Source organism: Oceanicoccus sp. KOV_DT_Chl (assembly GCF_900120175.1).
Classification (GTDB): domain Bacteria; phylum Pseudomonadota; class Gammaproteobacteria; order Pseudomonadales; family Dasaniaceae; genus Oceanicoccus.
In genome coordinates, this window is sequence record NZ_FQLF01000005.1 from 2,501 (window position 1) to 15,727 (window position 13,227).

10 protein-coding genes are annotated in these 13,227 nt (G+C 46.3%); 2 read left to right on the forward strand and 8 right to left on the reverse strand.

What is annotated here, in order from left to right; translation table 11 throughout:
• Positions 1-594 precede the first annotated feature (594 nt).
• The 4 genes from UNITIG_RS17345 to ilvY all read right to left on the reverse strand — a co-directional run bounded on the left by UNITIG_RS17345 (position 595) and on the right by ilvY (position 4,095).
• Positions 595-1,182, reverse strand: a complete 588-nt coding sequence (locus tag UNITIG_RS17345; protein WP_101759638.1) for a sulfite oxidase heme-binding subunit YedZ — start codon at positions 1,180-1,182, stop codon at positions 595-597.
• A gap of 13 nt (positions 1,183-1,195) precedes the next feature.
• On the reverse strand, positions 1,196-2,176 hold the full coding sequence (msrP, locus tag UNITIG_RS17350) for a protein-methionine-sulfoxide reductase catalytic subunit MsrP (RefSeq protein ID WP_101759639.1): 981 nt from the start codon (positions 2,174-2,176) through the stop codon (positions 1,196-1,198).
• An 87-nt stretch (positions 2,177-2,263) separates the two neighbouring features.
• Positions 2,264-3,130 (reverse strand): CDP-diacylglycerol--serine O-phosphatidyltransferase, encoded by an 867-nt coding sequence (pssA, locus tag UNITIG_RS17355; protein ID WP_101759640.1) that lies wholly within the window; start codon positions 3,128-3,130, stop codon positions 2,264-2,266.
• A 59-nt stretch (positions 3,131-3,189) separates the two neighbouring features.
• Positions 3,190-4,095: an HTH-type transcriptional activator IlvY gene (gene ilvY / locus UNITIG_RS17360; RefSeq protein WP_101759641.1), complete on the reverse strand. Its 906-nt coding sequence runs from the start codon at positions 4,093-4,095 to the stop codon at positions 3,190-3,192.
• Positions 4,096-4,304: 209 nt separating this feature from the next.
• Between ilvY and ilvC the strand changes: the two genes are divergently transcribed.
• Positions 4,305-5,780 carry a ketol-acid reductoisomerase gene (gene ilvC / locus UNITIG_RS17365; RefSeq protein WP_101759642.1) on the forward strand — a complete coding sequence of 492 codons (1,476 nt, stop codon included), beginning with the start codon at positions 4,305-4,307 and terminating at the stop codon, positions 5,778-5,780.
• Between the two features lie 110 nt (positions 5,781-5,890).
• Here the strand turns inward: ilvC and UNITIG_RS17370 are convergent, their stop codons facing one another.
• The 3 genes from UNITIG_RS17370 to UNITIG_RS17380 all read right to left on the reverse strand — a co-directional run bounded on the left by UNITIG_RS17370 (position 5,891) and on the right by UNITIG_RS17380 (position 9,477).
• Positions 5,891-6,904 (reverse strand): fatty acid desaturase, encoded by a 1,014-nt coding sequence (locus UNITIG_RS17370; protein WP_101759643.1) that lies wholly within the window; start codon positions 6,902-6,904, stop codon positions 5,891-5,893.
• A gap of 333 nt (positions 6,905-7,237) precedes the next feature.
• Positions 7,238-7,729 (reverse strand): acetolactate synthase small subunit, encoded by a 492-nt coding sequence (gene ilvN, locus UNITIG_RS17375; RefSeq protein ID WP_101759644.1) that lies wholly within the window; start codon positions 7,727-7,729, stop codon positions 7,238-7,240.
• Positions 7,729-9,477: an acetolactate synthase 3 large subunit gene (locus UNITIG_RS17380; protein WP_101759645.1), complete on the reverse strand. Its 1,749-nt coding sequence runs from the start codon at positions 9,475-9,477 to the stop codon at positions 7,729-7,731. Before UNITIG_RS17380 ends, ilvN begins: the two co-directional genes overlap by 1 nt.
• Before the next feature lie 596 nt (positions 9,478-10,073).
• On the opposite strand from UNITIG_RS17380, the gene UNITIG_RS17385 reads away from it, so the two are divergent.
• Complete coding sequence (locus UNITIG_RS17385) at positions 10,074-10,514, forward strand: DUF4124 domain-containing protein (RefSeq protein ID WP_101759646.1); 441 nt, start codon at positions 10,074-10,076, stop codon at positions 10,512-10,514.
• A gap of 93 nt (positions 10,515-10,607) precedes the next feature.
• Here the strand turns inward: UNITIG_RS17385 and clpB are convergent, their stop codons facing one another.
• The gene (gene clpB / locus UNITIG_RS17390; protein ID WP_101760315.1) at positions 10,608-13,181 is read right to left on the reverse strand and encodes an ATP-dependent chaperone ClpB; all 2,574 of its coding nucleotides are present in this window, start codon (positions 13,179-13,181) and stop codon (positions 10,608-10,610) included.
• Positions 13,182-13,227: the final 46 nt, after the last annotated feature.

The following is a 13,227-nucleotide window of genomic DNA, read 5'->3' on the forward strand; positions in this document are numbered from 1 at the left end:
CGCGATTACCTCGCTTCATGATCCAAAATCTCGGCTCAGGAATTAGTTTCTATCTTTTCATTTGCATGATTCGATGAGCCACTTATGTTCCTGATAATAATTTACATCATCATCAACACGTAAGCGCCCACACGAATTACTTGATCCAATCTGTTAAAGAGCTTGGTAAACCGCTCGGGTTTTACCGTATCTTGCCAGCGAAGCGCTACGCTTGCTCTGACAAGGGAGGCGAATTATACAGAACCTATTCACCTTGGCAACAACTAAATCGAAAAAATCTAAGAATTTTAACTATTTAGGAACTTTATTGCCGCTCTTGCCCGAACTGTTTTACAACGGTACCTCGACAAGAGAGCGCGCATTATACGGCCAAGTTTAAGACTGTCAACGACAATCTGTAGAATTTTTACAAAAGATTTAAAAGCACCAACATTCGCTTGTTATTTGCTCAAAAAACGAAGGTTTTAGTACGTATAAACACCAATAGAGCCACCTCATAATCAGCACAATTAAAGCTGCTGGCCGCGACAGAACTAAAGGGCTAATCCCACTTAAAAAAATGATCAAGTTGATAGAAGAGCAATCAAGTTAATATTAGCGTTTTAGTATTGGCAACAAAGCGGGAAGTTTAAAAAAACGAGAAGCCAATAACAGCGCGAGCACCACACTATAAATCAACGCCTCGCCAAAGTCAGAGCGCACCAGCCAGACAAAATGCGCGCAGGCGAGGATACCAATCAAATAGACTAATTGATGAAGCGTTTTCCAGCGTGAACCTAATTTCCGCTGCGCCCAGCGATTGGATGTCAGCCCCAGTGGCACCAGCAAACACCAGGCAAGAATACCCAATGTCATATAAGGACGCTCCGTAAACTCTTCAATAAATATTGCCCAACTCCAGCCTAATATATAGGTCAGCACGGCAAGTAAGTGCAAAGAAGCGTAGAACCAGACAAACAAACCCAGCATTCGCCGATAACTCACTAGTCTTGGTTTTTTGAGAAGCTGTCTTAATGGGGTAATAGCCAGTGTCAGCAATAGGAGACGTAGCGCCCACTCACCGGTTTCCAGAACCAGCTCTTTTCCTGCATCCGGACCTAATAACCCCGCTGAGGCTTGATACACAAGACTAGTGATAGGCAGTAACAGAATTACAAATAACAGCGATTTAGTCACGGCCATGCAAAATTTCCAACTAATAAAATTTGCTTAAATCCATCCCTTTGTACAAAGAGGCAACCTGTTCCCCGTAACCATTAAAAGGCTCAGTCAGGATTCGATTCGGGCTAAAAAGTGTTGAAGGTAAGCGACGTTCTGATTTCTGACTCCAGCGCGGGTGATCTACATCCGGGTTTACATTGGCGTAGAATCCATACTCACTAGCCTGCAGCATATTCCAGGTTGTGGCAGGCTCGCGTTCGACAAACCGGATTTTCACTATCGACTTGATACTTTTAAACCCGTATTTCCAAGGTACCACCAATCGCAAGGGAGCGCCGTTTTGGTTAGGTAGCTGCTTGCCATATAAACCCGTGGCCATAAAGCTCAGCGGATTCATGGCTTCATCCATCCGCAAGCCTTCAACATAAGGCCAATCGATACTACTAGTCCGAGAACGTTGGCCGCGCATTTCTTTTGGCCGGTAAAGCGTTTCAAATTGAACATATTTCGCTTTAGCAGTCGGCTGAAATTGCTGAATCATACTGGCTAAAGAAAAACCCACCCAGGGAATAACCATTGACCACGCTTCTACACAGCGCAAGCGATAGACCCGCTCTTCAATATCCAGCTTGGCAAGAATATCTTCAAGGGCATACTCGCCAGGCTTTTCAACGTGACCCTCTACTTTGATAGACCAAGGGTCAGTAGTTAATTCATGGGCATATTTAGCCGGATCACCTTTACCCGTACCAAACTCATAAAAGTTGTTATAACGGGCAACATCTTCGTAAGGCGTTAAAGTTTCATCTGTATAATATCCACTAGCCTTATCTTTGGTCACAGGCTTAAACGACAAATCACGCAAGGCCATATCTGTTTCAGCCAAAGCTTGCTTGCCAATAGTCAGCACTGAGGCTGCCAACAAGGAACGGCCCATAAACTGGCGGCGATTAAGATAAATAGATTCTGGTGTAATCTCTGAGGAAGGGATATCTGCTGGCTTTAGAATCAACACCGGTAACTCCTTATATTATTGCCCTTAAGCAGGCCTTAGTAGTCAGAGCAGTTTTACGCTGAATAATTCCCAACCGATGACTAAAACTTAGCGCAGCTTAGTCCACAATGCAGTAGCCGGGCCAGACAAGGCATAAATCAGAAACACCGCTAATAAAATCCGGGCAGGATCCAACATCACTAAACCAAACAGCAGAACGACCAGAATCATCACCACAAATGGAACTCGTCCACGTAAATCCAGCCCCTTAAAACTGTGGTAAGGCACATTTAAAATCATCAAAAAACCTGCCCCACCGGTTATCAAACCTGCCAACACCGCCATTTCAATCGGCAGCTCCGCGCCCACCCAGCCGGCGTCATGACAAACCCAAACCACACCCGCAACCACCGCTGCGGCCGCAGGACTCGCCAAGCCAGAGAAAAAGTTTTTATCTGCAGTATCAATTTGCGTGTTAAAACGCGCCAAACGCAACGCCGCACAAGCAACGTAAATAAAAGCACAGGCCCAACCAAACTTACCCAATTCCACCAATGCCCAGCTAAACATCACCAGCGCTGGAGCCATCCCGAAAGAGACCATATCCGCCAAGCTATCATACTCAGCACCAAACTTACTTTGGGTGTTAGTTAAACGCGCTACTCGACCATCAAGCCCATCAAGAATCATCGCAACAAAAATAGCGATCGCTGCTACTTCAAATTTACCGTGCATACTGGACACTACGGCATAGAAACCAGAAAACAATGCTGCCGTAGTAAATAAATTAGGTAATAAATAAATACCTCTACGCCGAACCGTTTTACCATCGATAGACTCTTCTTCTTCATGCTCATCTATCAAAATTAATGACTCTAAAGCGGCGGCTGTATCAGATACATTAGATGATGATTCCTTTTTCTCGGAGGAAACATCGCGCAATGGAGGAGTAGACTCGTTCTGTTTATCGCTCATATCAGTTCTTTCAAATCGCCTAGGCTTAAACCGGCAGGGATGCCAATGATAAAGTAAAATCAGTTCCGGTACGACGCTTTTGCGCAATCCCAAAAGGCTTTAACCAAAGGGTTTTCCAAACGCTGCGCCGACGCGGCCAACCCAATCGCGAACGGGGTCAGTGGTGGCTGCACATCTATTACCTCTACTTTATCTTTTAGAGGACTGTTGGCGAGCACCAATTCCGGTACCACGCCAACCCCAAACCCCAAACCGACCATGCTGACGATCGCCTCATGCCCGCTAACCTGAGCGTAAATATCTGGCTTGATACCCCGCCCTCGAAACCAGTGATCCAACCGCGTCCGCGCCAAACCCCGTTCAGACACTATAAAAGGTATCGCCTGCCAGGGGATTGGGCTGTTGGCATCTAAATAGCGACGCAATTGGCTTTCCACCGCACAATGCATTCTTGGGTAAATAAACTGCAAGGGCGAATGGGTTAGTGTCTGAAATTGGAGACGGCTCGATAGCTTGTCAGGCCGGGCGGCAATCGCAATATCGTCATCACCCGCTAATAAATGCCCGATTGCATCCGCCTGGTCGCCGGTACGCAACTTAATTTCTATATCTGGATAGCGCAAACGAAAAGACTCCAGTACGCCCAACAGCACACTATAAGTCGCTGTTACAGAGCAAAACACGCTAATCTCACCTTTCAACCCTTCAGTTTCACGCTTCACTGACTGATGAAACGACTGCCACTGCCCCAGCGCCTGCCGCGCATAACCCTGAAACTGTCGGCCGATTTCCGTTAAACGGACCGTACGGTTATCTCGCTCCAATAAACGCTGCCCCACCTCATCTTCCATTCTACGAATGGTACGACTCACCGCAGAAGCACTTAAATGCATTGCTTCACCGGTCTGGCCGAAATGCAGGGTTTCTGACAAATTGAGAAACAACTGTAAGTCTTTGGTATCCATAACCACTCAAAAAATTTTGTAGGAGGGACAGAGCTGAAGATCTGTCGCTCGACTTTGTATAATAGGATAACCGCAATCCTTATTGCAATTATCGCAACAAAGTATCGCAAATATATCATTTTACGCAACAGCTATTTTTCTATATAGTCCCGCCACTATTTTTTAACCTCCGGCTACGGGGGTTGTGACAACATCAGTGGAGAATCATCATGGGTCAGAATTATTTCAACACCCTTCCCCTGCGCCTGCAGCTGGAAGAACTTGCCAAATGTCGCTTTATGGATCGCGAAGAATTCGCTAATGGTTGCGATTATATTAAAGGCAAAAAAATCGTGATCGTCGGCTGTGGCGCCCAGGGTTTAAACCAAGGTTTAAACCTACGTGATTCAGGCCTTGATGTGTCTTATACACTGCGCGCAGTGGCAATTGAAGAAAAACGTCAATCCTGGAAAAACGCCACTGAAAATGGCTTTGCTGTTGGCACTTATGAAGAGTTAATTCCGCAAGCCGACATCGTGATGAACCTAACGCCTGACAAACAGCACACTGACGTCGTCACTACTATCATGCCTCTAATGAAAAAAGGCGCAACTTTAGATTACGCCCACGGCTTTAACCTGGTTGAAGAAGGCATGCAAATTCGCGACGACATCACTGTCGTTATGTGCTGTCCAAAATGCCCTGGCTCAGAAGTACGTGCCGAATACGTACGCGGCTTTGGCGTTCCTACCCTGATTGCAGTACACCGTGAAAACGATCCAAACGGTGACGGCCTTGAAATCGCCAAGGCACTAGCCAGCGGTACCGGCGGTGATCGTGCCGGGGTATTGGAATCATCACCGATTGCCGAAGTAAAGTCTGACTTAATGGGCGAGCAAACCATTCTTTGCGGCATGCTGCAAACCGGTTCAATCCTGTGTTTTGACAAAATGGTTGAGCAAGGTATTGACGCTGGCTACGCATCAAAGCTGATTCAATACGGCTGGGAAACAGTCACTGAAGGCCTGAAAATGGGCGGCATCACCAACATGATGGATCGCTTGTCCAACCCCGCCAAAGTAAAAGCTTATGATCTCGCCGAAGAACTCAAAGACATCATGCGTCCTTTATATGAAAAACATCAAGACGACATTATGTCTGGTCACTTTTCCAAAACCATGATGGAAGATTGGGCCGCTGACGATAAAAATCTATTGGGCTGGCGTGCAGCCACCGCAGAAACCAATTTTGAAAAAGCAGACAATGGCGCTATGGACATTAGCGAACAGGAATACTATGACCATGGTATTTTAATGGTAGCTATGGTTAAAGCCGGTGTTGAATTAGCCTTTGAAACCATGGTTGCCGCGGGCATTAAAGAAGAGTCTGCCTACTACGAATCACTGCATGAAACACCATTGATTGCCAACACCATAGCCCGCAAAAAGCTGTACGAAATGAATGTCGTTATTTCTGATACTGCCGAATACGGTTGCTACCTGTTTGATCATGCCTGTAAACCCTTGCTAAAAGACTTTATGAGCAAAATCAGCACTGACGTTATCGGTAAAGGCTTAGACCTTAAAGATAACGGCGTGGACAATCAGGAGTTAGTTGCGATCAATGCCGAGCTTCGCAATCACCCGGTTGAAGTGATTGGCACCAAGCTACGTGGTTACATGACAGCGATGCAGAAAATTGTTTAATCACTTACGGCGACTAGAAGACTAGTCGCCAGCCAAAGTAAAAAGGGGCTGATCTTGCGATCAGCCCCTTTTTTAATGGTTAGACTTTATTAAAAATTCTTAAACCTGAACTATGCAGAATGATATCGGTTGGCGGTAAAAAACGTACTCAAATCATTCATTCTAACCCCGTGCTCCTGCATCACTTTATGCGCAGCCCTAGCAACCATTTGCCGAATATAAAACGGCTGACCAACGACGAAATGATGAATAGCATGGGTGCTACCAAAGTTAAAACAGAATAAATGCAATGGTGCAAAAAACCATGGCTTTAGAATTTGGGTTTGCTGAATTAAATTATTAACACCGCCATAATAATGCATGGCGGAGGTCACAAAATTTAGCGACCCAGAGCGAATAAAGTTGGGAGCTACCAAAGCCACCACCAACAAATCAATGATCTGCATACACAACAAAAACCAGTGGGGATAGACGGTCTCGGCGCCCCAAATAAAATCAAAGCCATGGAATAGTAAAAATATATACCAGCAACCAAAATACAAAATCGCTAGCGGGAATGCTGCATGCAAAATACCACGCACCGAAAAATTTTCTATGTCATTTTTCAATGCAGTACGACGGGCAATCATCCCCAACAAACCATCAAACATCACAAGAAAGCGTGTAAAGCCGTAAGCAATACCGTTACCCACTAAACGCTCTTCCAAATCCTTTTTTGTGCCTGAGGTTTTATGATGCAAAAAATGCATATTGCGTCGATACCATGGGTTGACAGTATTGGGGCGCATAAGCCACACCACCAACATCATCAAGTTGTGCATTAACTTGTTCTTACGGAAATATTGGCGATGTATTAAGTCGTGCTCCAACTCATGGGACAGTGAAGCAAAAATTGCCCCGGAAACGATACACAGCCATGCTGAAATAGTACCGGCATAATACAGATAACCACCAGCGATCATCCCCACTAGCGATACCAACATAATGCCAAAACCAATCCAGTCCTGATATTGAAGAATGCTGTATTTATTCCGCAGACGCTGCTCTTCGGCTTTAATAGTGTTAATAATGTGTTGAATACGCTGATCTACGCTAAGCGATACAGCAGGGTCGTTCAATCGCATAAGATCCATTCCTGAAAAGTAAGCTATGAATTATAAAAAACGGCGTGCATTCTAGCAAAATACCCACCTAGCGACACAGTGAAAGTTAATTAAATTTTGACCAAAGGAACCAAATCCTCATATCCAGTGGATAAATAGGCATTTTCTTTAATTTAGGCTGCACGATACCCCCCACACAAGCTTATAGCACCTCATACCATCAAAGCTGAAGCCTACTCAAAGCAGGGATAGTTTGGAAGTTTCGACAGAGCGGTCAACAAAAAGGGCCGCAAATTCCAAGCGGGTGGAATTATGCAGCCCTATTTATTCACTACCAGTGAAGCCAGCGGCTGCCTAAACGCTTAGTACCTTTTCACCACGTGAAATACCCGACACCCCGCTTCGCACGACTTCCATAATAGCCGCATCTCCTACTGACTCCAGAAACGCATCCAGTTTATCGGAAGTGCCACAAATCTGAATGGTGTACACCGTCGGGCCCACATCAATAATCTGGCCACGAAAAATATCCGTGCAGCGCTTTATTTCTGCTCGTTGAGCACCGGTCGCACGTACTTTTACTAACATCAGCTCGCGCTCAATATGTGCACCTTCTGACAAATCAACCAGTTTCACCACATCGATTAAACGATTCAAGTGCTTGGTTATCTGCTCAATCGTCTGATCATCACCTAAGGTGGTTAATGTCAGCCTGGATAGAGTCACATCCTCAGTCGGCGCAACATTGAGGCTCTCAATATTGTAACCACGCTGGGAAAACAAACCCACTACCCGACTTAACGCGCCAGGCTCATTCTCCAATAATACCGAAATAATATGCCGCATTATGTTCGCTCCGTTTTACTCAACCACATATCGCGCATAGAGCCGTTGGGTGCTATTTGCATCGGGTAAACATGTTCATGACGATCGACGTAGACATCCAAAAAGACCAGCCGATCCTTTAATTTAAAGGCCTCATCCATCGCGGCATCCAAATCTTCCAATTTATCGACGCGCATCCCTACGTGCCCATAAGCTTCCGCCAACTTAATAAAATCGGGTAGCGACTCTTCATAGACACTCTCGGAATAACGCCCTGCATACTGCATATCCTGCCACTGCTTCACCATCCCCAGATAACCATTGTTCAGGTTGATGATCTTGATTGGGGCCCCATATTGGGTACAGGTCGATAACTCCTGAATATTCATCTGGATACTACCTTCGCCTGTGACACAGGCAACATCGCTATCAGGGAAGGCCAATTTGACTCCCATCGCAGCAGGTAGACCAAAGCCCATGGTGCCCAGACCACCTGAATTGATCCAGCGACGTGGTTTATCGAAGCGATAGAATTGGGCCGCAAACATTTGGTGTTGACCTACATCAGAAGTGACATAAGCCTCCCCCTTGGTTGCCCGATACAAGGACTCAATAACCTGCTGCGGTTTGATCAAGCCAGATTGGGTATCATAGCGCGGTGCCGTCCAAAGCCCCTGAGCAGCACGCCACTCATCAATCTGTGCCCACCAATTCGCCAACGCCTCCGCATCAGGTAGAGCTGGCTCATCTGCACGCATGTCGCGCAACTGCTGCAGCATATCTTTCAACACACTGTCTAAAGGCCCTACGATAGGAATATCTGCTGTAACCGTCTTTGAAATCGACGCCGGATCAATATCGATATGGATAATTTTCGCCGTAGGACAAAATTTGCTGATTGTGTTGGTAACGCGATCATCAAAACGCACGCCAGCCGCTAAAATCACATCGGAGTGATGCATCGCGTTGTTGGCCTCATAAAAGCCGTGCATCCCCAGCATGCCAATAAACTGGCGATCAGTAGCTGGATAGCCTCCAAGCCCCATCAATGTATTGGTCACGGGGAAGTTCAACTCACGAGCTAACTCAGTCAACAAGCCACTGGCATTACCCTGCACCACACCACCACCGGTGTAAATTACCGGACGCTTAGCCCCAAGCAACAACTGTATAGCCTTCTTAATTTGTCCTGAGTGACCACGGGTCGCAGGGGTATAAGAGCGCAGCTTAATTTTCTCTGGATACTGGTACTCGAACTTCTCAACCGGATTAGTAATATCCTTAGGAATATCAATAACCACAGGCCCTGGGCGTCCAGTTGATGCCAGATAGAAAGCGGTCTTGATAGTCTCAGGTATATCAGCTGCCTTCTTGACTAAAAAGCTGTGTTTGACGATAGGACGAGAAATCCCCACCATATCGGTTTCCTGAAAGGCATCCCCACCAATCAAATGACTTTGCACTTGACCAGAAATCACCACCATCGGAATAGAGTCCATATAAGCGGTCGCGATGCCAGTAATGGCATTGGTCGCTCCAGGCCCTGAGGTGACTAATACCACTCCCGGCTTGCCAGTCGCGCGAGCATAAGCATCAGCCGCGTGCGTCGCCGCCTGTTCATGCCGTACTAAAATGTGGGGGATTTTACTGCGTTGAAACAACGCATCATAAATATGTAAAACCGAGCCGCCCGGGTAACCGAAGATAAACTCAACACCCTCATCTTCCAAAGACTGGGCGACCATTTCGCCGCCAGATAACATTTCCACCGAGTCATACCTCTAGTAAAAGAACCAATGAATGCCCATTAGGGATCATTCACAAGCCTAATCAGTATAAAAAATATGAGATGCAACGACCCAGTACGGTACTTTCAGCCCGACAGCAGAAACTGTGGACGCTAAAAGCAATACCATGTCAGGAGGATGCAAACCTCACAACCAAAACCAGTGTCTCCCTAGACTGGGAACACACCAGGCGATAACGCCATAGACAGTGGCTACTGTCATTGCCAAACCGCTTTACCTCTAGTGTAGAAGAAGCAAAACTGCCTTGGCGGCATTCTCGCAACACAGGTCGTGTGTCTGCAGAGTGAAGGGAGCGTCCCGTAGCCAGTGCCGGTAAGCAAAGGCTCGACGCTGATAACAGTTACCGGTAAGTAACTCCTATCGGCCATCAACTTTCGAGGAGTGCAATTCTGAATGAAGATCACACAATGTCAACTATTTGGCTTCAAAATCTTCACATTGTTAAAATTTTTACGTGTTAACCCGCAAATCTTACTCTTATCCCTTTCTAAAATGAGGTTCTTTGCCATAATTGTGGCTGAACCAACTTTATTGATGATTTAGGAATTACGTTCACCATGAGCTTAACTCAACATTTGCTATTTTTAGTAACCACCCTGTGTCTGCTGGCAGCCCTCTCTTTGCAGGCAGCCCCTAACGGCCTTTATCGCTGGACCGACGCTGATGGCACGGTGCAATACTCTGATTACCCCCCGGAAGGTGTCGAGGCAGAATTTATTAAATACACCGGAGCCAGCTCGCAAGGCAAGTCATCTACCACTGAAAAAAAGACTGAAACAGCGGAAACAGCCGCCAATCAGGGTGCTGAGCCCAGCAAACTGGAAGTGATGCCTGACAAAGACCCGGTTTTATGCAAGCAAGCCCAAGCCAACCTGAAGGCGCTGGAAGGCGCTCGTATCCGTATCACCGAACCCGATGGCAGTAAGCGCTTCCTGACAGAAGAGGAAAAAGAAGGCCAGCGCGAGAACGCACGTAAATTTATCAAGATTAACTGCTAGCAAACATTCCGTTCCCAGCAGTAGCCAGCTATCAAAAAAAGCCCGAATGATTCGGGCTTTGTTAGCTTCTAAATAAGACTCACTAATCCAGTACTAGCTGAATTGTATTTCTCCATCAGCACTCAACCCACTGTGGATGACATCACCAGCAACAAAGCGCCCTTGTAATATTGCCTGCGCCAAAGGGTTTTCCAAATATTGCTGTATCGCACGCTTAAGCGGCCTTGCACCATATACCGGATCGAACCCCATCGTCGCTAACTTATCCATTACTGCATCGCTAATATCCAGCTTTAAATCACGGTCCTGTAAACGCTGCCGCAGATAATCAATTTGTATATCTGCAATACCCCGGATTTGCTGCTGACCCAGCGGATGAAATACCACTGTCTCATCGATGCGGTTAATAAACTCCGGTCTAAAGTGCCCACCAACGACCTCCATGACTGATGCTTTCATCGCTTCATAATTACTTTCACTCGACAATTGCTGGATCAAATCCGAGCCCAGATTCGAAGTCATCACAATAACCGTATTGCGAAAATCTACCGTGCGCCCTTGGCCATCGGTTAAACGACCATCATCCAGTACCTGCAACAGAACATTAAATACATCAGCATGAGCCTTTTCGATCTCATCCAGTAATAACACCGAATATGGGCGCCGACGTACCGCCTCCGTTAGATAGCCACCCTCTTCATAACCAACATAACCTGGAGGTGCGCCGATCAATCGTGCGACCGAATGTTTTTCCATAAACTCAGACATATCAATGCGCACCATCGCATCAGTACTATCAAATAAAAACATCGCCAGCGCTTTGCATAACTCCGTTTTACCGACACCGGTTGGCCCCAAAAACAGGAAGGAACCATTAGGGCGATTTGGATCAGATAAACCCGCTCGGGAACGGCGCACGGCATTGGACACAGACACCACCGCTTCACTCTGCCCGATAACCCTTTCACTTAAGGCCTGTTCCATCTTTAATAACTTATCGCGCTCACCCTCAAGCATTTTTGACACAGGGATACCGGTCCAGCGAGAGACAACTTCCGCAACTTCTTCTTCGGTTACCTTATTGCGCAACAGTGTCATTTCCATCATTTCTGCCTGCCCCGCCATATCCAGAGTTTTTTCCAACTCGGGAATAACACCGTATTGCAGTTCAGACATTTTGGTAAGATCACTCGCACGTCTTGCCGACTCCAAATCCAGACGTGCCTGTTCCAAATCACTTTTAATTTGTTGCGAACCCTGTAAAGCCGCTTTTTCCGCTTTCCATATTTCTTCCAGGTCAGCAAATTCCCTTTCCGCTTTTTCAATATCGGCGCTCAGAATCTCAACCTGCTTTTTAGCCGCGGCATCGGTGTCTTTTTTAACCGCTTCGCGCTGAATTTTTAGCTGAATTAAACGCCGCTCCAAACGATCCATATCTTCCGGCTTGGAATCAATTTCCATCCGAATGCGGCTACCCGCTTCATCAATCAAATCGATGGCTTTATCCGGTAACTGACGGTCAGTGATATAACGCTGGGACAATTTTGCTGCTGCAATAATAGCGGAATCAGTGATATCCACACCATGATGCACTTCATAACGCTCTTTTAATCCACGCAAAATAGCAATGGTATCTTCTTCATTTGGCTCATCGACCAATACTTTTTGAAATCGACGTTCGAGCGCGGCATCTTTTTCCAAATACTTGCGATATTCATCCAGTGTTGTAGCACCCACACAGTGTAATTCACCACGCGCCAGTGCAGGCTTAAGCATATTACCGGCATCCATAGCGCCATCGGACTTGCCAGCTCCCACCATGGTATGTAACTCGTCGATAAATAAAATGATACGACCTTCATGCTTGGCCAATTCATTCAGCACAGCTTTTAAACGTTCTTCAAATTCACCACGAAATTTTGCGCCAGCTAACAGTGAGCCTAAATCCAGCGACAGCACACGCTTGTCTTTTAAACCTTCCGGTACCTCTCCATTAATAATGCGCTGCGCCAAACCTTCTACAATAGCGGTCTTACCAACACCTGGCTCACCAATTAAAACCGGGTTGTTTTTAGTGCGGCGTTGCAATACCTGAATCGTGCGACGAATTTCATCATCACGGCCAATAACCGGATCTAATTTACCCTCTTCAGCTCGCGCGGTTAAATCAACGGTGTATTTATCCAGCGCCTGACGATTTTCCTCAGCGGCAGGATCATTCACCGAATCGCCACCGCGAACGGAAGCTATCGCCGCCATCAAATTTTGTTTATTAAGACCTGCTGCTAGCAATAATTTGCTGGCGATAGTATTTGCATCCAGCATCGCCTGAATGACGATTTCTGACGACACATAAGCATCATTATTTTGCTGTGATATTTTGTCCGCCAGATTCAGTACTCGCCCCAAATCATTGGACATATGCACATCACCATCGCTACCGGTGACCGTAGGAAGTTGGGACAACTCTTGCTGAATAGCTTTGGAAAGTGTCGCGACATTGACCCCGGCCTGGACTAATAACGGCCGCACCGAATTGCTTTTTTGTTCAAGCAAAGCTGATAGCAAATGTACCACATCAATAAAATTATGATCTTTACCCAAAGCCAAAGACTGTGCATCAGACAAAGCGATTTGTAACTGATTAGTCAAACGATCCATACGCATTGGCACTACCTCACTACCCAGTAAATGACGGCTCATCACCGCCAAC

What these genes read in the sequence shown, in the direction of transcription:
- UNITIG_RS17345 (WP_101759638.1), bottom strand. Translation starts at nt 1,182, where the DNA reads ATGGCCGTGACTAAATCGCTGTTATTTGTAATTCTGTTACTGCCTATC.
- pssA (WP_101759640.1), bottom strand. Translation starts at nt 3,130, where the DNA reads ATGAGCGATAAACAGAACGAGTCTACTCCTCCATTGCGCGATGTTTCC.
- ilvY (WP_101759641.1), bottom strand. Translation starts at nt 4,095, where the DNA reads ATGGATACCAAAGACTTACAGTTGTTTCTCAATTTGTCAGAAACCCTG.
- ilvC (WP_101759642.1), top strand. Translation starts at nt 4,305, where the DNA reads ATGGGTCAGAATTATTTCAACACCCTTCCCCTGCGCCTGCAGCTGGAA.
- UNITIG_RS17370 (WP_101759643.1), bottom strand. Translation starts at nt 6,904, where the DNA reads ATGCGATTGAACGACCCTGCTGTATCGCTTAGCGTAGATCAGCGTATT.
- ilvN (WP_101759644.1), bottom strand. Translation starts at nt 7,729, where the DNA reads ATGCGGCATATTATTTCGGTATTATTGGAGAATGAGCCTGGCGCGTTA.
- UNITIG_RS17385 (WP_101759646.1), top strand. Translation starts at nt 10,074, where the DNA reads ATGAGCTTAACTCAACATTTGCTATTTTTAGTAACCACCCTGTGTCTG.
- clpB (WP_101760315.1), bottom strand. Translation starts at nt 13,181, where the DNA reads ATGCGTATGGATCGTTTGACTAATCAGTTACAAATCGCTTTGTCTGAT.